This is a genomic window from Mycobacterium sp. IDUB_19 (assembly GCF_055419445.1).
Window position 1 is genome coordinate 1 of record NZ_JBVAXR010000002.1, and the last position, 22,304, is coordinate 22,304.

The following is a 22,304-nucleotide window of genomic DNA, read 5'->3' on the forward strand; positions in this document are numbered from 1 at the left end:
ACCTTCGGGCTCCCGGGCACCTGGCGATCGCCGGCTTCACCGCGCAGTTGGCGAACGATTTCGTGGATCTGCCGCAGCCCGGACGCGCCGATGGGCTCGCCGTTGGCGATCAGCCCGCCGTCGGTGTTGACCGGCATCGGGCCGCTGATCTCGGTGGCGCCGTCGGCGAGTAGCTTCTCCTGGTCGCCGTCCGCGCAGAATCCGCACTCGGCCATGTGAATGATCTCGGCACCGGCATCGGTGTCCTGCAACTGGATCACGTCGACGTCGCCGGGGGCCACACCGGCCTTCTCGAACGCGGTATGGGCGGCGTAAACCGTTGGCGCCACATCCTCTTCGACCGGCGCGCAGGTGGTGTTGACCTCGTACGCGCCGTAGCGCCGGGTGCGGACCTCCACCGCCCGCAGATACACGGGTTTGGAGTTGTAGCGGTGCGCGATGTCGGCACGGCACATCACCGCCGCCGCGGCGCCTTCGTCGGGTGCGCAGAACATGTACTGAGTCAGCGGGTAGTTGAGCATGGTCGAGTTGAGGATGTCTTCTTCGGAGATCGGCTTACGCCGGAATGCATTGGGATTGAGGGCTCCGTTGCGGAAGTTCTTGGCGGCGACCTTGGCCAGCGTCTCGTGCGAAATGTTGTGGTCGTGCAGGTATCGGTTGGCTTTCATGCCGAAGAACTGGGTGGTCAGGTATTGCCCGTTCTCCGCATACCAGCGCGGCATGCCCACCAGCGCCGGGTCTTCGGTGAACGCCCCGCGGGGATGTTTGTCCAAGCCGATGGCGATGCCGATGTCGTAGTCGCCCAACCGGATTCCGTCGGCACAGGCCTTGACCGCACTGGCCGCCGTGGCGCACGCGTTGAACACGTTGGTGAACGGGATACCGGTCAGTCCCACCATGCCGACGATGGCGTCCGGGTTGGCCACCGTCCAGCTACCACCGGTCGCGAACTGGACGTCCTGCCAGGCGATACCGGCGTCGGCGACCGCGGCGAGGATGGCGTCGACGCCCATCTGCATCGCTGACTTGCCCTCGAACCGGCCGAAGGGGTGCAAACCCACTCCGATGATCGCGACGTCATTCATGCGCGCCACTCCTCTCCCCCGCAAGCGGGAGGTGCCCCCACATCGCTTCCCTGCTCTGCATCGTCGCCGGCGCGATTCATGCAATGGCTCCTGCGTTCTTGAGTTCTTCGATGCGGTCCCAATCCATGCCGATCTCCATCAAGACGATCTCGGTGTGCTCGGACGCCTGCGGCGCCCGCGTTGTCACCAGCGGCTCGTGGTTGAACTGGACCGGACCGCGGACGACTTTGAACGGTGCACCACCCGCAGCAACCTCGACTTCGACGATCATGTCGTTGGCGATGGCCTGTTCGTCGTTCGCCAGGTCGATCAGGCTCTGGAACGGCGCCCACTGACCCTTCATCGACTTCAGGTGCTGACGCCAGTACTCAAAGGGCTTGGCGGCGAAGGCTTTCGCGATCAACTCGGCGGCCGCATTGGCATTCTGGATCAATGGGAGCACCTCGGAGAAGCGAGGATCGTCGGCGGCCTCGGGGATGCCGAGGTGCTCGAAGGTGTCGCGGATCAGGCCCGTCGGGCTGATGATGCACAGGTTGATCGTGCCGCCATCTGAGGTTTCGTAATTGCCCATGAACGGATTCACCGACATCGCGGTGGCGGAACCCGGCATCGGGCTGCGCATGACCTCGCCGGTCTCCATGCCCTGCGTCATGCTGGCGCCCGCGGCCCACCAGGCGGTGCTCAACAGCGACACGTCGAGTTCGACTGCCTCCCCGGTGCGCTCGCGATGCAATAACGCGGCCGAGATGCCGCCGGCGATGAACATGCCACCGATGGAATCGCCGAACGCGGGAATTCCTTGTCCCAGTGCGCCACCCAGCTCTTCCGGGGTCAGTGCGTACCCGATGCCGCTGCGTGTCCAGAACGCTGTGCCGTCGTAGCCGCCGACGTTGCGCTCGGCGCCTTTGTCGCCGTAAGCCGAGCCGCGGGCGTAGACGATGTTCGGATTCACCGCACGAATGTGCTCCACGTCGAACTTGTGCTTTTGTCGCTGGTCGGGCTTGTAGTTGGTCAGAAAGACATCCGAAGTCTTAGCGAGTTCGTAGATCACTTCCTGGCCGCCGGGCGTGGATACGTCGATCCCCACGCTGCGCTTGCCCCGGTTGGGATGCTCCATCAGCGGGTGTCGGTCCGGATTGACCTGGATACCTCCCATGTTCAGGAAGCCACGCTGGGTGTCACCGCGCGCGGGGTGTTCGACCTTGATGACGTCCGCGCCCCAGTCGGCGAGGATCGCGCCCGCCGCCGGGACGAACGTGAACTGCGCAAGCTCGAGGACTCGAAAGCCCTGCATTACCTTGACCATTTCTCCCACCAACTCCGTCTTTTTCCGGCCGCATGTTTGAAGAACTACCGCGGACGCTACTTGGCGTCGAACGTCACGGGAAGCGCGGTCGGCGATCGGAAGGGCTGACCATGGATGTGCGGGTCGTCATCGGTGAGCAGGTTGAAGTTGGTCAATCGGCTGAGCAGGCTTTCGGTCGCGACGCGAGTCTCCAGCCGCGCCAGGTGCAGACCCAGGCAGGTGTGCTCACCGGCGGCGAAAGAAATGTGCGGCGTGGACTTGCGGAAGATGTCGAACTCTTCCGACCGCTCCCAGCGCGCCTCGTCGCGATTGGCGGACCCGATGCACACGCCGACCACGGAGCGCGCCGGAATCGTCACGCCTTCCAGTTCGGTGTCCTCGGTGGTGAATCGCTGCACGGTGGTCAGCGGCGTCTCGAAGCGCAGGCCTTCCTCGATCGCCTGACCGATCAGCTGGTGGTCGGCCTGTACCGCGGCGAACTGTTCGGGATGAGTGAGCAACAGATACAGCAGGTTCCCCGAGGACCGGTAGGTGGTTTCCAGTCCGGCGGGCAGCAGCAGCCGCAGGAACGAGTAGATGGCTTCGTCGCTGAGCTTTTCGCCATCGATCTCGGCGCTGACCAGATCGCCGATGATGTCCTCGGTGGGCTTGGACTTGCGCTGCTCAATCTGCTCGACGAAGTAGTCCTTCAGCGCCGCCGACGCCTCGAACGCTTTCTCGTAGTTCACGTGGTAGCTGATCAACTGCACGGCCCGCTTGTGGAACATCGGCACGTCTTCGTCCGGCAGCCCCAATAGCCGGGCGATGACCCGAGTGGGGAATTCGAAGGTGAAGTTCCGGACCAGGTCCGCTCGGCCGGTCTCGATGAACTCGTCGATCAACGCGTTGCAGATCGGCCGCACGATGGCCGGCTCCCACCGTGCCAGCGCCTTGGATTTGAATGCCGCCGACACCAGGTTGCGGTGCTCGCGGTGCTTCTTGCCCTCCATCGCCAGGATGGTTGGACCCATGAACAGGCCGATGGTCTTGTCGTACGGCTTGGAGCTGAATACCCGCCCTTCGCGGAACACCGTGTTGACCGCGTTGAACGACACCGCGGAGAACTCGTTCTTGGGCAGCATGGCCTCGGGCGTCTTGGTGTAATCCATCACCGTCCCGCGGAAGACGCCCGACTGGCGACGCTTGTGCGCGAAGTACGGGTACGGGTCACGCAGATCGACGGTTTGGTCGCCGGTGCCGGCGGTGTGAACGTTGGTCGTCACCTAAATCTCCAGCATCTTCCGCATCTCAGCACGAACGGGCGGTCTTTACGTAAGATCGTACTGTAATTATTACAGTAGACAATATGGGTTTACCATCAGCACCGTCGTGAGAAGCAGCGGGCGTCTAGCGAGGTCACAATGAGCACACTCGATGAACGCACGGTCGAACAGCAACGGGCGGACTTGGGCGCGATCCTGGCCGGGCAGCGCCGGGCCTTCGTCGCCGACGGACTACCGTCCCTGGCGCTGCGACGCAACCGCATCGACCGGCTGATGGCGCTCGTTCTCGACAACACCGACGCGTTTATCGACGCCATGGCCACCGATTTTGGCACCCGGTCCAAGGCGGCAACATTGTTCACCGAGGTCATCGGCATGATCTCGGTGATCGAGCACACGAGATCTCATGTAGCTCAATGGATGCGGGCGACCAAGCTGATGCGCGCGGCGGGGCTGTTCGGGCTGCGTGCCGAGGTTCAGCCGTCGCCGCTCGGCGTGGTGGGAATCATCGGCCCGTGGAACTTCCCGCTCAATCTGGTGATCTTGCCGGCCGCGACCGCGTTCGCCGCGGGCAACCGGGTGATGATCAAGATGTCCGAGATCACCTCCCACACCGCCGAGTTGATGAAGGCGACCGCGCCGAACTACTTCGATCGCGACGAACTCGCCATCGTCACCGGCGGCCCGGACGTTGCCGCGGTCTTCTCGACGCTGCCGTTCGATCATCTGTTCTTCACCGGATCACCCTCGGTCGGCGCCTTGGTGCAACGGGCGGCCGCGCAGAACCTGGTTCCGGTGACGCTGGAGCTCGGCGGCAAGAACCCGGTCGTCGTCGCACCCGCTGCCAACATCCGCCGATCCGCCGCCCGGATCGCGCAGGGCCGGATGGTCAACGGGGGACAGGTATGCGTGTGCCCCGACTACGTCTTCGTGCCCGACGACCAGATCGACACGTTCGTCGGCGTCGCGCGCGAGACGCTGCGCGACATGTTCCCCAACATCGTTGCCAACAACGACTACTGCTCGAGTGTCAATCAGGCCAATTTCGACCGGGTCGTGGGTCTGATCGAAGACGCGCGGGTCAACGGCGCCACCGTGGAAACCGTTGCGCCGGAAGGGGAGCTATTGCCCGACCGCGGTACCCGCAAGATCGCGCCCACCATCGTCCGCGACATCGACGACCGGATGAGGATCGCCAGCGAAGAAATCTTCGGACCGGTCCTGGTCGTCAAGGGATATTCCCGCCTGGGCGAGGCCATCGACTACATCAATCAGCGGCCGGCGCCGCTGGTGGCCTACTGGTTTGGACCCGACGACGCCGACTTCCGCAACTTCATCGGTAACACCCGCAGCGGTGGCGTCGCCCGCAACGACTTTGCCGCGCAGATGATTCCGTCGGCCGCGCCATTCGGGGGTGTGGGTCGCAGCGGGATGGGCGCCTATCACGGCAAGGCCGGCTTCGACGCGTTCAGCCATCACCGCTCGGTGGTGGGAAGCGACCTGCCGTTCAGCGTCACCGGCAGCGCTGCCCCGCCGTTCGGGAAGTCGATGCGGATGTACGCCGACGCGATGATGCGCATGACGCGGGCTCGTACCCGTCGCCGGCTCAAGGGCGGCCCGGTCGCCTAGCGGGCGTTGGGATTCAGCCTCGCCGCGTACGCCATCATGTCGGTGTATCGGACACCCAGGAGACGGGGCATCGCCGCCATCGCACGCCCGTCCGGCCCGATGAGGATTCTGGGGCGGTTTTTCTCGGCTCCCCGCAGTATGGCCCGAGCGGCTTTTTCGGGCGACGTGAGTGCCATCCGGCCAAAGTATTTCGCCGCGACTTCGGGATCCTCGGTGTCCGCGGTGCGCATGTTCGTCCCGAAGTTGGTGCGCACGACCCCCGGGTGCACGCAATGCACGGTCACCGGATGCCGCTCCATGATCATCTCCTGGCGCAGTGCCTCGGTGAAGCCGCGCACCGCGAATTTCGAAGTGCTGTAAGCGCCTTGGTAGGGGACCGCGATCAGACCGAACGCACTGGAAAGATTGACCAACCGCGCGGGCCGGTCCCGAGAGCCGGACTCGATCAGCTGCGGCAGGAAGGCCTTGGTCCCGCTGACCACGCCACCGATGTTGATGCCGACGAGCCAGTCAAAGTCTTTCCAGGACATGTCTGCCACGCTGGCGAACAGGTCGACCCCGGCGTTGTTGAACAGCATCGAGGCGGGCCCAAGGTCGCGGCGTACGTCGTCGGCGTACCCGCATACCGCCTCGCGGTCGGCGACGTCGACTTGATAGGTGGTCACCTGGCCGGACCGGCACATTGCTTGGGTTTCGGCCAGACTCGTCTTGTCGATGTCGGACGCCGCGACGTGCGCCCCGTCCTGAGTCAGGGCGTGAGTCAGGGCCCGGCCGATTCCGGACCCGGCACCGGTGACGACGGCGATACGATCCTGGTACTTCACGCTCTTACTCCCGCTTCGACGATGCTGCGGATCCGGTCGACTGAGATTTCAAGGTTGCGTTGCAGGTCGGTCCGGCGGTCCCACACGAACAGGGCGAGACGTTCGAAAAGCGCGACTGAGAAAGGCAATGCAACGCACATGGTGAACACCTCGGTCAGACGCGTTGTCTCGGCCGTAGTGCCCGGTTCGATCACATATGTCCACTGTGTCCAGTCCCCGCCCAGGACCTGAACCACGAACGAAAACCTCTGTCCCGGAATGGCGTCGACGACATTGGCATCCGTGCGCCAGCGGCCAAGCCGGCGGCGGTTCCATGCCTGAAAACGGTCCGGCCCCAACCACTGGGCGCGGCGGGTCTCCGGGCTCCATTCAGGGATCCGCGTGACGTCCGAGATGACCGTGTAGATCTCCTCGGCGGAGGCTCGCAGTTCGATCGACGCGCTCAGCGTCTCGTCCTTAGCCAGCAGTGCCATCTGGTGCCCCTGCGGTGTCAGTCGCTCACGGCTTGCTCGCGGGCCCACCGGTAATCGGCTTTGCCCGACGGACTGCGCTCGATGACGGGGCGAAACACGATCGCCTTCGGAAGTTTGTAGCGAGCCAGCGATTGCGCGGCGTGGGCAATCAGGTCATCGGTGTCGGCGTGCGCTCCTTCGGCGAGCGCGACGACGGCGACGACCTCCTGACCCCAACGCTCGCTGGGCCGTCCCGCGACCACTACATCGGCCACCGCGGGATGCGACGCGAGCGCGGTTTCGACCTCCTCGACGAAGATCTTCTCGCCGCCGGAGTTGATCGTCACCGAATCGCGGCCCAGCAATTCGATGCTGCCGTCCTCGCGATGCCGGGCCCGATCGCCGGGCACCGCGTACCGCACGTCGCCGATGACCGGGAATGTCGCGGCGGTCTTGGCCGCATCGCCTTTGTACCCGAGCGGAACGTAGCCGCGCTGGGCCAGCCAGCCCATTCCGTCGTGGCCCGGCGGCAGGATCGACGTCAGATCCTCGGCTGCCACAAACGTGTCCGGGCCGGCGTTGAAGGTGCCGGTCGACACCGCCCCGGACGCCGACATGTGATGCATCTGCGCCCCGGTCTCCGAGGATCCGACTCCGTCGACGACGACGGCATTCGGCAGGGCTTCGATCAAGCGCTGCTTGACGAACGGGGTCAGCAACGCGCCGCCGTTGGCGATCACGGCCAGCGACGACACGTCGGCGATGCCCTTCTCGATGGCGGCGAGTAACGGGCGGGCCATCGCGTCGCCGACCACCGTCACCACGGATACCCGCTCGCGCTCGATGGTGCGGACCACGTCCTCGGCGTCCAAATGGTCGACGACCGAAGGGAAGACGACGGTTTGCCCGGTGGTCAGCGCGGTCATCACACTCCACTGCGCCGCACCGTGGATCAGCGGCGGCAAGATCATCAACTTGGTGCCGACGCTGTCGGCGACCCGCGCCGCGATCTCGTCGACCGAGCTGGAGGGCTCGCCGGTCATCAGATTACGGCCGCCGAAGGATGTCATGAAGATGTCGTGCTGGCGCCACAGCACACCCTTCGGCATTCCCGTGGTGCCACCCGTGTACAGGACATACAGGTCGTCGGGGGAGTGCTGCACCGCTGGCGGCTGCGACGGACTGGAACCGATGATGCGGTCGTAATCGACTGCGCCGTGGACTAAGTCGTTGCCGGAGTCGTCGGCGATCTGGATCAACACGCGCAGCCGCGGAAGCTCGGGCAGGACTTCGGCCACCCGCGGTGCGAACGCGGCGTGGTAGACCAGCGCGGTCGCACCCGAATCCGCGAGCAGATACTGCAGCTCGCTTTTGACGTAGCGGAAGTTGACGTTGAAGGGAGCCACTCTCGCCTGGAACGCGCCGAGCAACGACTCGACGAATTCGTTTCCGTTGTAGGCGTACAGCCCGAGCAGGTCCTGGCCCACCTCATGGCCGGCGAGGGCGGAGCGTTCGGTGTGGCAGCCGAGTCCCCGGGAGTGCAGGTATGCGGCGAGACGGTTAGACCGCTCGATGATCCGCGCGTAGCTGAATCGCTGATCACCCTGGACCAGCAGGTCCCGGTCGCCGATCGTGGCCGCGACGGCCTGGGCGACGGCGGGGACCGTGAATTGTGTTGCGGTGTCTGACATTGCGCCTCTCACGGCTGGTGGGGGAGTAGACGGACCATCAGACCGTTGGCTTCGCTGAGCAGCGATCCGTCGGCCGCGGTCATCGTCGCGGAGATGAAGACTTTCCTGCCGTCGGCATTGGTGATGCGGCCTTTCGCGACCAATGGTTCGTCGATCGGGGTGATCTTGCGGTAGTCGACGTGTAGGTAGGCGGTGCGGGTCGGGCGAATGCCCGCGGTGGAAACCACCATCCCTAACAGCCAGTCGTAGAACAGCGGGATCATGCCGCCGTGCACGGCGTTGTTGCCGCCCACGTGGGATCGGGTGAAGTGTCCTTCCATCGTGACGCCGTCTGGCCCGGGTTCCGTCAGGGTCCACGGGGGCAATAAGGGATGGCCCAGTCCGGGCAGTTCGAGGACGCGGCCGGCGGGTGCCACGTGCTCTGCAGCCTGGTGGCCGTCGAGTAAAGCGCAGGCATTTTCGACGTGCTGGGCGGCCGTCGCCCATATCGAGCTGTCCGGGTTGGTGGACACCGTGAGGTCCTGCAAACGGCGCATCGCGGCGGCGAAACGGCCCAGTTCGGGAGGCGCGTTTTCGACCGGAGAGACTTGCGGGAACCCGCCGCGGGTTCCGGGCGCCGCGTCGGCGGTGTCGGTCATGGGGATCCTTGCGCCTGCTGTTGCCACGTCTGGAGCAGATCGTCGGTCGTGGTGATCGTTGCCAGCAGCGAAAGCGTGTTGGCGATCATCGCTGCACCGTACTCGGTGGGGATGCCCGCTACGGCATCGGAGGGGATGACAACGCGATAGGCGGCGTTGACCGCATCCATCACGACGTTGGGTATCGCGATGTTCAGCGACACACCGACCACGACGACCGTTGACACCCCGAGGTTACGCAGCACCGCGTCCAGGTCGGTGCCGCCCATCGGTCCTACGCCGTGCCATCTGCTCAGCACCAGATCTGTTGGCGCAGGGCCTAACTCGGGCAGCAGCGTCGCTCCGGGTGTGCCGGGAAGGATGTCGACCTCACCGCGTCCGAGCGCGAAGATCTTGGCATTGTGGTTGGAGCCGAGTCCGTCGGGGCGCCGCTGCACCAGGCAGTGCACCACATGGACGCCGGCCGCCCGCGCCGCCGGCAACAGCCGCACGATGTTGGGCAGCGCCTCCCGGCGGGCTTCCTCGGCCAGTGCCGCCAATCCCGCGTGCGGGCCGATGACCGCGCCCTGGCATTCCTGGGTGATGATCGCGGTGTGCTCGGGCGCCACGATGCCGGCAAGTTTGGGATTCATGCAGACGCGGTGACTTCGGGTGGGACGTCATAGAACTGCGTCGCCCATTTTCGCAGTGCCATATAGCCTTTCGCGTCGACTTTGGACAGTGCCGGGCGTTCCACGTACTTCTGGTAGCGCCAGATTTCCAGGTCGTCGAAGACGGTGGACAGGAACTGCTTTTCGATCAGGTCGCGCAGCTTGCCGTCGGGCACGTCGGAGTCGTCGCCGGGGATTCGTGGCCACCAGATCGAATAAAACAGGTCCGAGCACTCGTCGTCGACCGGTGTGCACGTGAAGATCAGGCGGTGGTTCTGCGCGCCCTCGAAGACGCTGATCGCCCCGCCGAGTCCGAACAGATGGCTGTGGAACCGCAGCGCGAGGTCTTCTGGATTGTCGCTGCGCGCATCCGGCCAGCCCGCGATGAATTGCCATTCTTGGTCGACGATCTTCCAGTCCAGCACCCGCGGCGTCACGGTCGCGTGGTGGACGTACTCGAAATGGGCGCTGTCGGGGGCGTTTTCCGCCACGATCTGGGGATGCACGGGTTCGCGCTCCGCGCGCCGGGAGAACTCCGGATACGCCCGGTAGTAGCTCGCCGGATCGGTCTCGAACTGCGGGAACTTTCTGAAGATGTCCGGCATCTCCCACTGCGGCTCCTTGCCGTCGGGGTGATGCCAGATGAACACGCAGTCGTATTGCTCCTGGACGGGATACGACCTCAGCCGTAGCGCCCGGTTGGGGCGGTCCGGCTGATAGGGGATGTACCGGTTGGTGCCGTCCGGGCCCCAGCGCCAGCCGTGGAAGGGGCACTCGACGCAGTCGCCGACCACCCTGCCGCCGTGGCCGATGTGGGCGCCGAGGTGTTTGCAGTGTGCTTCCAGAACGTGCAGCTCGCCGGACTCGTCGCGATAGGCGACGAGATCCTCACCGAAATACTGCAGGGGCCGGACCTCGCCCATGGGGAATTCCGGCGACCACCCGACCATGAACCATCCGGTGACTTTCCAGGTGAAAGGGACCCTCACGCCTGCCCTCCCGTAGTAGTTTCGCTCATACTAAGTCCGTTACAGTATAGATTTCAGCAGGTCGTCTGAAGTTCGTCCAGGGCGCGGCAAGGAGCGTGATGACGCAAGCGGTTGTCTCGGTGGCTGATGAGCTGGAAGAGCTTCGGAAACTGAAGGCGCGTTACTGCCGATTTCTGGACACCAAAGACGTCGAATCCTGGCGCGGCGTGTTCACCGCCGACGTGGTGGTCACCCTGGACATGGCGGTTTCTGCGGGCGGCGCCGACCCGATGACGGCTCCGCCGATCGAGGGTGTCGACAACTTCGTCCCCACCGTGCTCGGTGGTCTGGTGGGGGTGGCGACCATGCACCATTGCCACACCCCGGAGCTGACCCTCACCTCAGCCACCACCGCCACCGGCATCTGGGCGATGGAGGACCTACTCATCTTCGGTGACGGCCGCGAGATGCACGGCGCGGGTCACTACCACGAGATCTACGACAAGAAAGACGGCTCCTGGCGGATCAAGAGCCTGCACCTGACACGAACGATCCTGAGGATAAGCGGTAGCAATGGCGATTGACGGTGATGAAGCAACACATTTCGACGCGCTGGTGATCGGCGCCGGATTCTCCGGCCTGTACATGCTGCATCGGCTGCGATGGCTGGGAATACGGACCCGAGTGCTGGAGATGGCCGAAAACGTCGGGGGCACCTGGCTGTTCAACCGTTACCCCGGTGCGCGATGTGATATCGAAAGTATCGAGTACTCCTACAGCTTCTCCGAAGAGATTCAGCAGGAATGGGTCTGGACGGAGTCGATGCCCGCCCAACCCGAGATCGAGGCGTACCTGAATTTCGTCGCGGACCGGTTGGACCTGCGTCGCGATATTGCGTTCCACACCAAGGTCGTCGCGATGGAGTTCGACGAAGAGGCCGCGGTCTGGCTGGTGCGCACCGAATCCGGCGAGACCTCGCAGACTTTCCGGGCCCCGTTCGTCGTCGCCGCCTCCGGCATCCTGTCGGTGCCGCTGGAGCCGGACATCCCGGGAATGGCGACATTCGCCGGGGCGTCGCTGTTCACCAGTCGCTGGCCGAAGGGGGGCTTCGACCTCACCGGAAAGCGGGTCGGTGTCATCGGCACCGGCTCCACCGGAGTTCAGTTGATTCCGGTCGTGGCCCAGGAAGCCTTGCAGCTCGCGGTGTTTCAGCGCTCACCGACGTACACCCTGCCGTGGCGGGTGCACCAATTCGAGCCCGGCGAGCTCGACGAGATGAAAGGCCGCTACAGCGAGATCCGAGCGGCCCAGCGCGAACACCCGATCGGGGCGGCCCGACTGAGCGCGTTCTCGGTACTGCTGGAGATGCTCGGCAAGCCGGCCCTGAAGTCGGCCTCGCGCGAAGAACAATTGCGCGCGATCGAGGAGAACGGCATATTGGGCGCATTGAGTTGGGGCGATATCTTCTTCGACATCGAAGCCAATCGGATGGCCGCCAAGCTGTACGGCGAAGCGGTGGCCCGGATTGTCAAAGATCCGGAAACAGCGGCTTCGCTGGTGCCCGTCCATCCGTTTGCGTGTAAGCGACCGATCATCGACCAGGGTTACTACGAGACGTTCAACCGGGACAACGTCACTCTCGTCGACCTGCGGAAGTCGCCGATCCGCGAGGTGACACCGACCGGCATCCGCACCCAATGCGATGAGTACGAACTCGACGTGATCGTCTACGCAACCGGGTTCGATGCGATGACCGGCGCGCTGAGCCGTATCGATGTCCGCGGTCGCAACGCGATGTCGCTTGGCGAGTTCTGGGCCAGCGAGGGGCCGCTGTCCTATCTGGGGTTGGCTGTTGCCGGCTTCCCGAACTTGTTCACCATCCAGGGACCGGGCGGCCCGAGCCCCGCCAGCAACTTCGTCGCTGCGCTGGAGCAGCATGTGGAGTGGATCAGCGATTGCATCACGTATCTGCGCGACAACGGATTCCGCACCATCGAGGCGGTGGCCACCGCGCAACAGGAGTGGATCGATCACGCCACGTCGCTCGTCGCAGCGACCGTGCTGGTTCACTCGTCTTGCAACTCTTGGTACAACGGGGGCAATGTGCCTGGCAAGAAGCGGATGTACATGGGCTATACCGGTGGAATCCCCGAATATCGGCGCCGCTGCGACGAAATCGCCGCCGGCGGATACACCGGCTTCAAGCTGGCCTAACTGGTTTAAGGTGAGCGGCATGTCATTGGCGACGCGCGGGTTGGATATCGGCCGTGAACTCGGCATGGTGCTGCCGCGCACGGTGGCCGGCCTCAACGAGTCGACGGGCTGGGTCCCGGCGTCACCACGGGGAGTGCGCCAGTTCGGCGAGGTCATGCTCGACGAACTTGTCCTGAGCGGCTTTTCGCTGCTGAGCGGGAACCTGACCAAAGATGTGCGGCCGCTGGACGCCTGCGCGCCGGCCGCCGAGCAATTGTCGGCGCTGGGCATCGACGGCGCGCACGCCGCGCCAAAGCCCTTGCAGGCGACGTCGATACGGCGCCACCGTATCGGTCGACTGGCCTACGAGCGGATGACGTTCGAGCACGACCCGCAGCTGCCGGAGACGCTGGCGGCCGCAGGCCTGAGCGGCCCGGCCAGGGCCGTGGTGCACCTGTGCCGCCACCGCGACGGTCCCCGGCCGTGGCTGATCTGGGTGCACGGAGCCGGCCAGGGTGGCACCGAAGATCTGTTGCTGTCTCGCATCGGGCATATCCACCACACGCTGGGGTTCAACGTCGCGATGCCGGTGCAGCCGGGCCACGGGTGCCGGCGCCGCGAATGGCCGGCCTATCCGGACATGGATCCACTGGGCAACGTCGCGGGCATGATGCGCTCGGTGTCGGAGGTGCGCGCCGTGGTGCGCTGGGCGCAGCCACAAGCCAGTGCCGTTGTGGTGTCCGGCATTTCGATGGGCACTCCGGTCGCCGCGCTGGTTTCGCACCTGGAGCGGCAAATCGACGCGGTTGCGCTGTACACGCCGATTCTGGGTCTCAACGCGATGATCGCTCGGCACCTGTCGCGTTGGGGGTCGGCGCGCGACGCCTTCCGGGATCTGCTGGGATCCCCGGTGGTCGCACAGCTGACGTCGGTGATCGATCCGCTGAAGGTCGACCCGGCGCCGCCGCCGCAGCACCGGCTCATCGTTGGGGCGTGGCACGATCGCATGGCCATGCGCGAGCCCACCGACGCGTTGCAGGAGCGCTGGGGCGGGCAACTGTACTGGTATGACGGCAGCCACGTGGGCCACATCTTCTCCCGCCGCGTACAGAAAGTATCCGAGCGATTCCTGCGCGAGGTGACCTCGCCATGATGGCCACCCGGACGGCGCGCGAAGTCGTCGAACTGTACAACCTCGTGGTCTGGAATGAATGCAACATCGAACTGGCCGAGGAGTTGTTGGGGGACAAGGTTATCCGGCACGAGGTCGGTGAGGCGCGAACGCTGACCCACGCCCAGGCCGTTGCCCGGGTTTCGGATATGTGGCAGCAAGTGCAGTCACTGCACTTCGACCTGAACGTCGTCATTGCGAACGAGGACGGCGAGCATGTCGCCATCGTCTACGACTCGACCATCACTACCGGCGATGGCAGCGAAACTCACATCGCCAGCATCGAAGTGTTCCGTGTCGTTGCCGGCCGGATCACCGAAGTCTGGAATTGCGGCTACCACCAGGGAGTTTGGAATTGACTGATCGCGTGCTCGACGAATTGGGCTACTACCTGCTGGCCGGGGCCGGCGGGGAGGGCCCGGCGACGTTGATGGATGAGGCTCGCCGCGGCGAGGAGCTGGGCTTCGGCACCGCGTTCATCTCCGAGCGCTGGAACGTCAAGGAAGCGTCGTCTCTCGTCGGCGCGGCCTGCGCGGTGACCAGCCGGATGCAGATCGCCACCGCCGCAACCAATCACAACACCCGGCACCCGCTGATCACCGGATCGTGGGCGACCACGATGCACCGGCTCTCCCGGGGGCGGTTCACGCTGGGCATCGGGCGTGGCATCGCCGCGATCTACGGCGCCTTCGGCATACCGGCCGTTACGACCGCACAGATGGAGGACTGGGCCGACGTCATGCGCCGACTGTGGCACGGCGAAGTGATCTTCAACCACGAGGGCCCGATGGGCAAATACCCCATCCTGTTTCTCGACCCAGCCTTCAACGAAGACATTCGATTGGCGCTGGTGGCGTTCGGGCCCAACACCCTCGAACTCGGTGGCCGAGCGTTCGACGACGTCATCCTGCACACCTACTTCACGCCGGAGACGTTGCAGCGCTGCGTCAAAACCGTCAAATCCGCGGCGGAGAAAGCGGGCCGCGACCCCGACAGTGTGCGGGTGTGGTCGTGCTTCGCCACGGTCGGCGACCACCTTCCCGAAGAGTTGCGCCTGAAGAAGACCGTCGCCCGGCTGGCCACCTATCTGCAGGGGTACGGCGATCTGATGGTGAAGACCAACAACTGGGATCCCGCTGTGCTGGAACGCTTCCGGGCAGACTCGGTGGTGACCTCGATCGCCGGCGGCATCGATCACAAGGCCACGCCAGCGCAGATCGAGCACATCGCGACGCTGATTCCCGACGAGTGGCTGGCGCCGTCGGCCACCGGCTCGTCCCAGCAGTGTGCGGATCGCATCCGCAAGGAATTCGAGTACGGGGCCGACGCGGTGATCATGCACGGCGCGACCCCCGACGAGCTGGAGCCGGTCGTCGCGGCCTACCGGGCGGGGGATTAGCTCCTAACGCGCGAGAGTGCAACTACCGACGTATTTCCCGAGAAGCGCCGTCGCTAGTTACACTTTCGCGGCACGAATCACGGCAAAATCAGGGTCCGGCTCACCGGCTCGGCGACGGCCTGCCGTGCCGACAGACTGCGAAGCAGCGAAGCCAGTAAGGCGTCGCGCGTCTCGCGCGGATCGATGAGTTCGTCGAATCCCATGTGTTCGGCCGAGCGATAGGAAGCCTGCAACTCGGCGTCACGCAACTTCGCTGTGACGTCCTCGCCGGCGTGCGTCGCCCGGCCCAGCGCGGCCGCGCTCATGGCACCCATCGTGGCGCCCGGGTAGGCGAAGGTCGCCGACTGGCTGTCGAAACCCAGCAGCGACATGACCATCGAGCCGAACCCGTACGCCTTGCGCAACGTCACGTGCAGCTTCACCGTGGTGGCCGCGGTTTGGGCGGCGAACATTCGCGCGCCGGCGCGCAGCACCCCGCTGCGCTCGGACCGGCTGCCGGGCAGCATGCCGGGATTGTCTGCGAAGAAGACGATGGGCAGGTGGAATGAGTCGGCCACCATGATGAAGTGCGCCGCTTTGTCCGCGGCGTCGGCGTCGATCGAGCCGGCGAGCACGTTGGGCTGATTCGCGACAACCGCCACGGGGTGGCCACCGAGGTGGGCCAGCGCGCAGATGATCGCCTTGCCGTACTGCGGCTGGACTTCGAACCAGTCGGGCCGATCGAAGACCACGTCGAGCACGGCGCGCATGTCGTAGACGCGGCGGTTGTCGCGGGACACGATGTCGAGCAGCTCCGGTGTCGCACGCGGGTCACTGTCCTCGTCCTGCGGCAATGCTGCCGGGTACGACCACGCGCTGGGCGGAAAGTAGGACAGGTAGCGGCGGATGTCGGCGATCACCGCTTCGTCGTCTTCGGCGACGTTGTGGATCACCCCACTCGGCAGTGCGGTGACGGGGCCCCCGAGGTCTTCCTTCGAAATGTCCTCTCCGGTCGACTCTTTGACGACGGGAGGCCCTGCGGTGAAGATCGCGCCCTGCCGGCTCATGATCCGGAAGTCGCACACGGGCGCCACCAGGGCGCCATGTCCGGCCGAGGGGCCGAGTACCGCGGCGACGGTCGGCACCTTGCCCGAGCACTGTGCCTGGGCGAGCAGGTCGGTGGGCGTGCGACCGTAGTGCCCGCCGCCGGGACGGAAGCCGGCACCCTCTAGCAGCATCACCAGCGGGACCTTGTCCCGAAGCGCCAGTTCGGCGATGCGGTATCGCTTGGAGTTGCCGCCGGGACCGATGCTGCCGGCCAGGGTGGTGAAGTCCTCCGCGCCCAACATCACCGGCGAACCGTTGATCGAACCGGAACCGACGACGAGCCCGTCGGCCGCGATGTCGCCGCCGACGAGCGTGCCGATTTCGCGGAAGGTGCCCGGATCGAGGAGTCGTGCAATGCGCGTGCGGGCGTCGAGCTTGCCCTTGCCGCGGTGTTTGTCGAGCCGCTCGGGACCACCCATGCCCCACGCGTGCTGACGGCGACGGTCGAGGTCCTCGAGCGTCTCCTCCCAATCCGGGGGTTTTGTCATGCTTCTTTCCTACCTTCGTGCGGAGATGGTCGCGCGCCCAGACCAGCAGGGTCACATACTGGATTGCTTACTGTAAAGTTACCCGCATGGGTAACGGCCCCCGCCTCAAGATCGACGGCGGCATCCCGAATCGACTCGAACGCGTCGTTGACGCAGTCGGCAACCTGGAACAACACGGATACGACGGCGGCTGGACGGCCGAAACCAGTCACGACCCGTTTCTGCCGCTGCTGCTGGCCGCCGAACACACGACGCGACTCGAACTCGGCACCAACATCGCGGTGGCGTTCGCGCGCAATCCGATGATCGTGGCCAATGTCGCCTGGGACTTGCAGGCGTATTCACAAGGCCGCTTCATCCTCGGCCTCGGCACCCAGATCCAGCCCCACATCGAGAAGCGATTCAGCATGCCGTGGAGTCATCCGGCGCCCCGGATGCGCGAATTCGTCTCCGCGTTGCATGCCATCTGGTCCGCCTGGAACGGCGACGCCAAGCTGAGTTTCGAGGGCGACTTCTACACGCACAAGATCATGACGCCGATGTTCAGCCCGGAGCCGCACCCGTACTCCGTGCCGAAGGTGTTCATCGCCGCGGTCGGCGAAGTGATGACCGAGATGTGTGGCGAGGTCGCCGACGGCCACCTGGGCCATCCGATGGTCTCGAAGCGCTACCTCAACGAGGTGACGATGCCGGCACTGCTGCGCGGCATGGGGCGCAGCGGCCGCGACCGCGCCGACTTCGAGGTCTCGTGTGAGGTAATGGTGGCGACCGGCGAGAACGACGCCGAGGTCGCGGCCGCAATGACGGCCACGCGCAAGCAGATCGCCTTCTACGGATCCACGCCCGCTTACCGCAAAGTGCTCGACCTGCACGGTTGGGGCGACCTGCACACCGAGCTGAATCGGCTGTCCAAGCAGGGCGAATGGGACGCCATGGGATCGCTGATCGACGACGAAATCCTCGCGGCTTTCGCGGTCGTCGGCCCCGTGGACAAAGTCGGTGCCGCCCTCAAAGACCGTTGCGAGGGCGTGGTCGACCGCGTGCTGCCGATATTTTTCAACGCCTCCCAGCCCTGTGTTACCGCCGCAATGAAGGAGTTTCGCCAGTGAGCACAACGACGATGGACGACGCCGGAAGGTTGTTGGCAGATCCGTTGGCGTACACCGACGAGAAGCGGCTGCACGCGGCGCTGGCTCACCTGCGCGCCACCGCACCGGTGTCACGGGTCGAGGTGCCGGACTACAAGCCGTTCTGGGCGATCACCAAACACGCCGACATCATGGACATCGAACGCGAGAACATGCTCTTCACCAACTGGCCGCGGCCGGTGCTCACCACGGTCGAGGGCGACGAGCTGCAGGCCGCCGCCGGCGTGCGCACATTGATCCACCTGGACGACCCGCAACACCGGGTCGTGCGTGCGATCGGATCCGACTGGTTTCGCCCAAAGGCCATGCGCGCGTTGAAGATGCGAGTCGACGAACTCGCCAAAATCTACGTCGACAAGATGCTGGCCGTCGGCCCCGAATGCGACTTCGTCCAGCAGGTCGCGGTGAACTACCCGCTGTACGTGATCATGTCGCTGCTGGGCATCCCGGAAGCCGACTTCGCTCGCATGCTCAAGCTCACCCAGGAGCTGTTCGGCAGCGACGACTCCGAATTCAAACGCGGCAGCTCGAATGAGGATCAGATCCCCGCGTTGCTCGACATGTTTCAGTATTTCAACGGCGTGACCGAGGCGCGCCGTGAGCATCCGACCGAGGATCTCGCCTCGGCGATCGCCAATGCCCGCGTCGACGGCGAACCGCTGTCCGACATCGACACCGTGTCCTATTACCTGATCGTGGCCACCGCCGGTCATGACACCACCAGTGCGACCATCTCCGGTGGCCTGCAGGCACTCATCGATAATCCGGACCAGCTCGAGCGCCTGCGGGACAATCTCGACCTGATGCCGTTGGCCACCGAGGAGATGATCCGTTGGGTCACCCCGGTCAAGGAGTTCATGCGGACTGCCAACGAGGACACCACCGTGCGCGGGGTACCTATCGCGGCGGGGGATTCCCTGCTGCTGTCCTATGTGTCGGCCAACCGCGACGAGGATGTCTTCTCCGACCCGTTCCGCTTCGACGTCGGGCGAGACCCCAACAAGCACCTCGCCTTCGGTTACGGCGTGCACTTCTGCATGGGTGCGGCCCTGGCCCGGATGGAAGTCAACAGCTTTTTCTCCGAGCTGCTGCCCAGGCTCAAATCGATTGAGCTGAACGGTGATCCGGAGTTGGTGGCGACGACGTTCGTCGGCGGCCTCAAGCACCTGCCGGTGCGCTACTCGCTGGTCTGAGTCGGCTCCGCCGGCACTCCTGGAGATCGCCTTTCGATGCCGTTGTGTTTGGGCACACCGGACTGCACCCAACGCTGTGCGCGAGCACATCGACAGCGCCGCACTCATCGGCGAGACTGAATCTCGGCGCACTGCGGTGGTGTTGATTACCGCTTGGGTACAGAAAGTTGGGGCAGCTCATGGCAAACGCGAAAACGGTTCACGAAGTCACTTACGACCTGCTTCGTGAGTTGGGCCTTACCACGGTATTCGGTAACCCGGGCTCCACCGAGCAAACATTTCTGAAAAACTTCCCAGACGATTTCACCTATATCCTTGGGCTGCAGGAAGCCTCGGTGCTGGCCATGGCCGACGGATTCGCGCAATCCACCGGCAAACCCACGCTGGTTAACCTGCACACCAGCGCCGGAACCGGCAACGCGATGGGCAGCCTGATAGCCGCGTATCGCGGCAACACCCCACTCATCGTCACGGCCGGTCAGCAGACCCGGGAAATGGTGTTGTGCGAACCGTATTTGACCAACCCCGATGAAACGCTGCTCCCGTTGCCCTGGGTGAAGTGGGCGTACGAACCTAAGCGCGCCGAGGATGTACCGGCGGCGTTCATGCGCGCCTACGCCGTGGCTTTGCAGCCACCGGCTGGGCCGGTTTATCTGTCGATACCGCTTGATGATTGGGAAAAGCCGGCCCTGGGCCCGGCGGTGGTCAGGACGGTGAGCCATCGGGTGGCACCCGATGCCGACCGGTTACGCCACTTCGCTGACCGGATCAACCGCGCTCAGCGGCCCTTGCTGGTCTTCGGTCCGGAAGTCGATCGCAGTGGTGGGTGGGACGCCGGGGTGGCGTTCGCAGAGAAGCTGGGTGCACCGGTACGCAGCGGCCCGCTGCCCGACCGGGCGTCGTTTCCGGAGAACCACCCGCTGTACGAGGGCATGCTGCCGTTGACCATCGCCGGTGTGGCCGAGGTGCTGCGCGGTCACGACTTGGTGGTGGTGATCGGAGCGCAGGTCTTCCGGTATTACCCCTATGTGGCAGGCGAGTACCTGCCCGAGGGCAGCGAATTGCTACAGATCACCGCCGATCCCGCGCTCGCCGGAGCCGCGCCGGTCGGCGACAGCCTGATCAGTGATACCCGGTTGGCGCTCGAACAGCTGGTGGGTTTGATAGCTGGCCGCGACGCCGCGTCGGCTCCTGCCGCGTCGGCGTCGAAGATCGAAATTGTCGACGCGGACTCGTCGCCACTAACCCCGGATGCGGTGTGGTCCACGTTGGCCACCGTCAAGCCCGCAGACTCCCCAGTAGTCACGGAGTCGACGTCGACGATGGCTCAGCAGCTGCACTGGTTGCCCACCACCCGTCCGGGTTCGTTCTTCGCGACCGCCAGCGGTGGGATCGGCTGGGGTGTTCCGGGGGCGGTGGGCGTCGCACTTGGCGATCGAGCACGCGGGGTCAAGCGCACCGTGATCGCCACCATCGGCGACGGTTCGTTTCAATATTCGATCCAGGCGATCTACACCGCCGCCCAGCACCGGCTGCCCATCGTGTTCGTCGTGATGCGCAACGAGGAGTACTCGGTGCTCAAGGCGTTCGCATTGCTGGAGAAGACACCGAACGTGCCCGGGCTCGATCTGCCGGGTCTTGACATTGCCTCGTTGGCAAGGGGTTTCGGCTGCCGAGCGGTCAATGTCGACTCCACCGCAAGGCTCGCCGAAGAGTTCACCACGGCGCTGACGGTCGCCGGGCCCACGGTCATCGTGGTGCGGACCAAACCGCAGCTAGCGCATCTGGGCTGACCCGGTTCGAACACGCGCGCCGTTGAGCAAGCCGCTTAACACGGGGTCGATACACTCCCCCGTGGAGGACTAGGCAATGACTGTGCGATCGCACCCTGGCCGAGGTCACCTAGAAAGCAAGCGCAGGAGGTATTCGTGCTCGGTGTCCACCACTCAGCGATTTGTACCTCCGATGTCGAACGCTCGCTTCGATTCTGGCGTGACGGCCTGGGCATGAGCCAGTTGATGGACTATCACTTCACCGGCGATTGGCCACAACTGTTCGGCGCCAAGACGGACCGGCTGCGGTCGATCTTTCTTGGCGATCCGCAAACACCGGGCAGCGGGATTGTTGAACTCGTGGAGCTGGCAGGCTCCGAACGGGCACTACCCGGGTCCGGGGCGCCACGGCACGGATTCTTCTTGCTCTCGCTGCAGCGTGAAGTCGACGAGACGCTCTCCGCCTTGGCGGCATTGGGATTCACCGAGGGTGTTCGCCGCATCGATGTCGTGGCCCCGGACGGAAAGACCGTCGCCATGGCGGTGATCAGCGCGCCGGACGGCGTACTCGTCGAGTTGATCGGGCGAGCGAAATGAGCGTCGCACTGGTAACGGGCGGCGCGTCCGGCATCGGGTACGAAGTCGCCGGACGGCTTCGCGACGCGGGCCACGACGTCGTGGTGTGGGACCTCTCGGACGCCGACATCGCTTGCGATATCAGCGATCCCGATGCGGTGTCGGCGGCGATGGAACGAACCGTGCGCGAGCACGGTGTGCCCACCCGGGTAGTGACCTGCGCCGCAATCGGAGCGGCGGGCGTGCTGCTCAAACAGTCGCCCGCGGAATGGGAACGGGTGCTTGCGGTGAACCTCACCGGCACCTGGCTGACGATCCGCGCGGCTGCGCGGGCGATGATCGACGCGGGTGCGGGTGGATCGATCGTCGCGGTGTCCAGCATCAGCGGCTCGATCCCCGATCGGGACATGGGCGCCTATTGCGTGTCGAAGGCCGGCGTGGACATGCTGGTCAAGGTCGCCGCCGTGGAGTGGGGGACGCACGACATCCGGGTGAACGCCGTGGGGCCCGGGGTCACCCGGACGCCGATGCTGGCCAACCCGGAAGCACTGCCCGGCTGGGTGGAAGGCATGTCCGAGCGGACAGCGCTCGGCGGCCTGGGACAAGCCGCCGACGTGGCCGGCGCCATCGTGGGTGTGCTCGAATTACCCTGGGTGACAGGCCAGATCGTGCACGCCGACGGTGGTCTGGCACTGCACAGTCCCATCGATGCATACGGCCAGGTGCAGTGGCTGATGGCGCACAAGAAAAGGACGGACGGATGACGACCGGCG

General features: G+C 65.0%; 21 protein-coding genes. 11 read left to right on the forward strand and 10 right to left on the reverse strand.

Features of this window, described 5'->3' with window-relative positions:
• The 3 genes from ACZY0B_RS02500 to ACZY0B_RS02510 all read right to left on the reverse strand — a co-directional run.
• Positions 1–1,085, reverse strand: a 1,085-nt coding sequence (locus ACZY0B_RS02500) for a thiolase family protein (RefSeq protein ID WP_463762393.1), incomplete at its 3' end; no start/stop codon positions are given.
• Between the two features lie 76 nt (positions 1,086–1,161).
• On the reverse strand, positions 1,162–2,379 hold the full coding sequence (locus tag ACZY0B_RS02505; protein ID WP_463762632.1) for a CaiB/BaiF CoA transferase family protein: 1,218 nt from the start codon (positions 2,377–2,379) through the stop codon (positions 1,162–1,164).
• 68 nt (positions 2,380–2,447) lie between these two features.
• Positions 2,448–3,653 carry a cytochrome P450 gene (locus tag ACZY0B_RS02510; protein WP_463762394.1) on the reverse strand — a complete coding sequence of 402 codons (1,206 nt, stop codon included), beginning with the start codon at positions 3,651–3,653 and terminating at the stop codon, positions 2,448–2,450.
• A gap of 138 nt (positions 3,654–3,791) precedes the next feature.
• On the opposite strand from ACZY0B_RS02510, the gene ACZY0B_RS02515 reads away from it, so the two are divergent.
• Positions 3,792–5,282 (forward strand): coniferyl aldehyde dehydrogenase, encoded by a 1,491-nt coding sequence (locus ACZY0B_RS02515; RefSeq protein WP_463762396.1) that lies wholly within the window; start codon positions 3,792–3,794, stop codon positions 5,280–5,282.
• Here ACZY0B_RS02515 and ACZY0B_RS02520 read toward each other — a convergent pair.
• Genes ACZY0B_RS02520 through ACZY0B_RS02545 form a run of 6 tightly spaced genes read right to left on the reverse strand, consistent with a single transcriptional unit; the run spans position 5,279 to position 10,526 of the window.
• Positions 5,279–6,106, reverse strand: a complete 828-nt coding sequence (locus tag ACZY0B_RS02520) for an SDR family NAD(P)-dependent oxidoreductase (protein WP_463762397.1) — start codon at positions 6,104–6,106, stop codon at positions 5,279–5,281. The two genes, ACZY0B_RS02515 and ACZY0B_RS02520, sit on opposite strands and share 4 nt — an antisense overlap.
• On the reverse strand, positions 6,103–6,579 hold the full coding sequence (locus ACZY0B_RS02525; protein ID WP_463762398.1) for an SRPBCC family protein: 477 nt from the start codon (positions 6,577–6,579) through the stop codon (positions 6,103–6,105). Before ACZY0B_RS02525 ends, ACZY0B_RS02520 begins: the two co-directional genes overlap by 4 nt.
• A 17-nt stretch (positions 6,580–6,596) precedes the next feature.
• Complete coding sequence (locus ACZY0B_RS02530) at positions 6,597–8,249, reverse strand: acyl-CoA synthetase (RefSeq protein ID WP_463762399.1); 1,653 nt, start codon at positions 8,247–8,249, stop codon at positions 6,597–6,599.
• 8 nt (positions 8,250–8,257) lie between these two features.
• Entirely contained in the window at positions 8,258–8,887 is a 630-nt protein-coding gene (locus ACZY0B_RS02535) for a PaaI family thioesterase (protein ID WP_463762400.1), read from the reverse strand.
• Positions 8,884–9,519, reverse strand: a complete 636-nt coding sequence (locus ACZY0B_RS02540; RefSeq protein WP_463762401.1) for a cysteine hydrolase family protein — start codon at positions 9,517–9,519, stop codon at positions 8,884–8,886. The genes ACZY0B_RS02535 and ACZY0B_RS02540 overlap by 4 nt, the downstream gene beginning before the upstream one ends.
• Positions 9,516–10,526 (reverse strand): Rieske 2Fe-2S domain-containing protein, encoded by a 1,011-nt coding sequence (locus ACZY0B_RS02545; RefSeq protein WP_463762402.1) that lies wholly within the window; start codon positions 10,524–10,526, stop codon positions 9,516–9,518. The genes ACZY0B_RS02540 and ACZY0B_RS02545 overlap by 4 nt, the downstream gene beginning before the upstream one ends.
• A gap of 98 nt (positions 10,527–10,624) precedes the next feature.
• Here ACZY0B_RS02545 and ACZY0B_RS02550 point away from each other — a divergent pair, with 98 nt between their 5' ends.
• Genes ACZY0B_RS02550 through ACZY0B_RS02570 form a run of 5 tightly spaced genes read left to right on the forward strand, consistent with a single transcriptional unit; the run spans position 10,625 to position 15,268 of the window.
• Positions 10,625–11,089 (forward strand): nuclear transport factor 2 family protein, encoded by a 465-nt coding sequence (locus ACZY0B_RS02550; RefSeq protein WP_463762403.1) that lies wholly within the window; start codon positions 10,625–10,627, stop codon positions 11,087–11,089.
• Complete coding sequence (locus ACZY0B_RS02555; protein WP_463762404.1) at positions 11,079–12,719, forward strand: flavin-containing monooxygenase; 1,641 nt, start codon at positions 11,079–11,081, stop codon at positions 12,717–12,719. The genes ACZY0B_RS02550 and ACZY0B_RS02555 overlap by 11 nt, the downstream gene beginning before the upstream one ends.
• Before the next feature lie 19 nt (positions 12,720–12,738).
• Positions 12,739–13,851 carry an alpha/beta hydrolase gene (locus ACZY0B_RS02560; RefSeq protein ID WP_463762405.1) on the forward strand — a complete coding sequence of 371 codons (1,113 nt, stop codon included), beginning with the start codon at positions 12,739–12,741 and terminating at the stop codon, positions 13,849–13,851.
• Positions 13,848–14,228, forward strand: a complete 381-nt coding sequence (locus tag ACZY0B_RS02565; protein ID WP_463762406.1) for an ester cyclase — start codon at positions 13,848–13,850, stop codon at positions 14,226–14,228. The genes ACZY0B_RS02560 and ACZY0B_RS02565 overlap by 4 nt, the downstream gene beginning before the upstream one ends.
• Positions 14,225–15,268 carry a TIGR03857 family LLM class F420-dependent oxidoreductase gene (locus tag ACZY0B_RS02570; RefSeq protein WP_463762407.1) on the forward strand — a complete coding sequence of 348 codons (1,044 nt, stop codon included), beginning with the start codon at positions 14,225–14,227 and terminating at the stop codon, positions 15,266–15,268. The genes ACZY0B_RS02565 and ACZY0B_RS02570 overlap by 4 nt, the downstream gene beginning before the upstream one ends.
• 77 nt (positions 15,269–15,345) lie before the next feature.
• Here ACZY0B_RS02570 and ACZY0B_RS02575 read toward each other — a convergent pair whose 3' ends face one another.
• A complete protein-coding gene (locus ACZY0B_RS02575; RefSeq protein ID WP_463762408.1) occupies positions 15,346–16,842 on the reverse strand; it encodes an acyl-CoA carboxylase subunit beta in 1,497 nt (498 codons plus the stop codon).
• A gap of 86 nt (positions 16,843–16,928) precedes the next feature.
• Between ACZY0B_RS02575 and ACZY0B_RS02580 the strand changes: the two genes are divergently transcribed.
• From ACZY0B_RS02580 to ACZY0B_RS02600, 5 genes are all read left to right on the forward strand, one after another.
• The gene (locus ACZY0B_RS02580; protein ID WP_463762409.1) at positions 16,929–17,951 is read left to right on the forward strand and encodes an LLM class F420-dependent oxidoreductase; all 1,023 of its coding nucleotides are present in this window, start codon (positions 16,929–16,931) and stop codon (positions 17,949–17,951) included.
• Positions 17,952–17,962: 11 nt separating this feature from the next.
• Positions 17,963–19,183 carry a cytochrome P450 gene (locus ACZY0B_RS02585; protein WP_463762633.1) on the forward strand — a complete coding sequence of 407 codons (1,221 nt, stop codon included), beginning with the start codon at positions 17,963–17,965 and terminating at the stop codon, positions 19,181–19,183.
• 179 nt (positions 19,184–19,362) lie between these two features.
• Positions 19,363–20,976, forward strand: a complete 1,614-nt coding sequence (gene mdlC / locus ACZY0B_RS02590; RefSeq protein WP_463762410.1) for a benzoylformate decarboxylase — start codon at positions 19,363–19,365, stop codon at positions 20,974–20,976.
• A 135-nt stretch (positions 20,977–21,111) separates the two neighbouring features.
• Entirely contained in the window at positions 21,112–21,552 is a 441-nt protein-coding gene (locus ACZY0B_RS02595; protein WP_463762411.1) for a VOC family protein, read from the forward strand.
• On the forward strand, positions 21,549–22,295 hold the full coding sequence (locus tag ACZY0B_RS02600; RefSeq protein WP_463762412.1) for an SDR family NAD(P)-dependent oxidoreductase: 747 nt from the start codon (positions 21,549–21,551) through the stop codon (positions 22,293–22,295). Before ACZY0B_RS02595 ends, ACZY0B_RS02600 begins: the two co-directional genes overlap by 4 nt.
• Positions 22,296–22,304 lie beyond the last annotated feature (9 nt).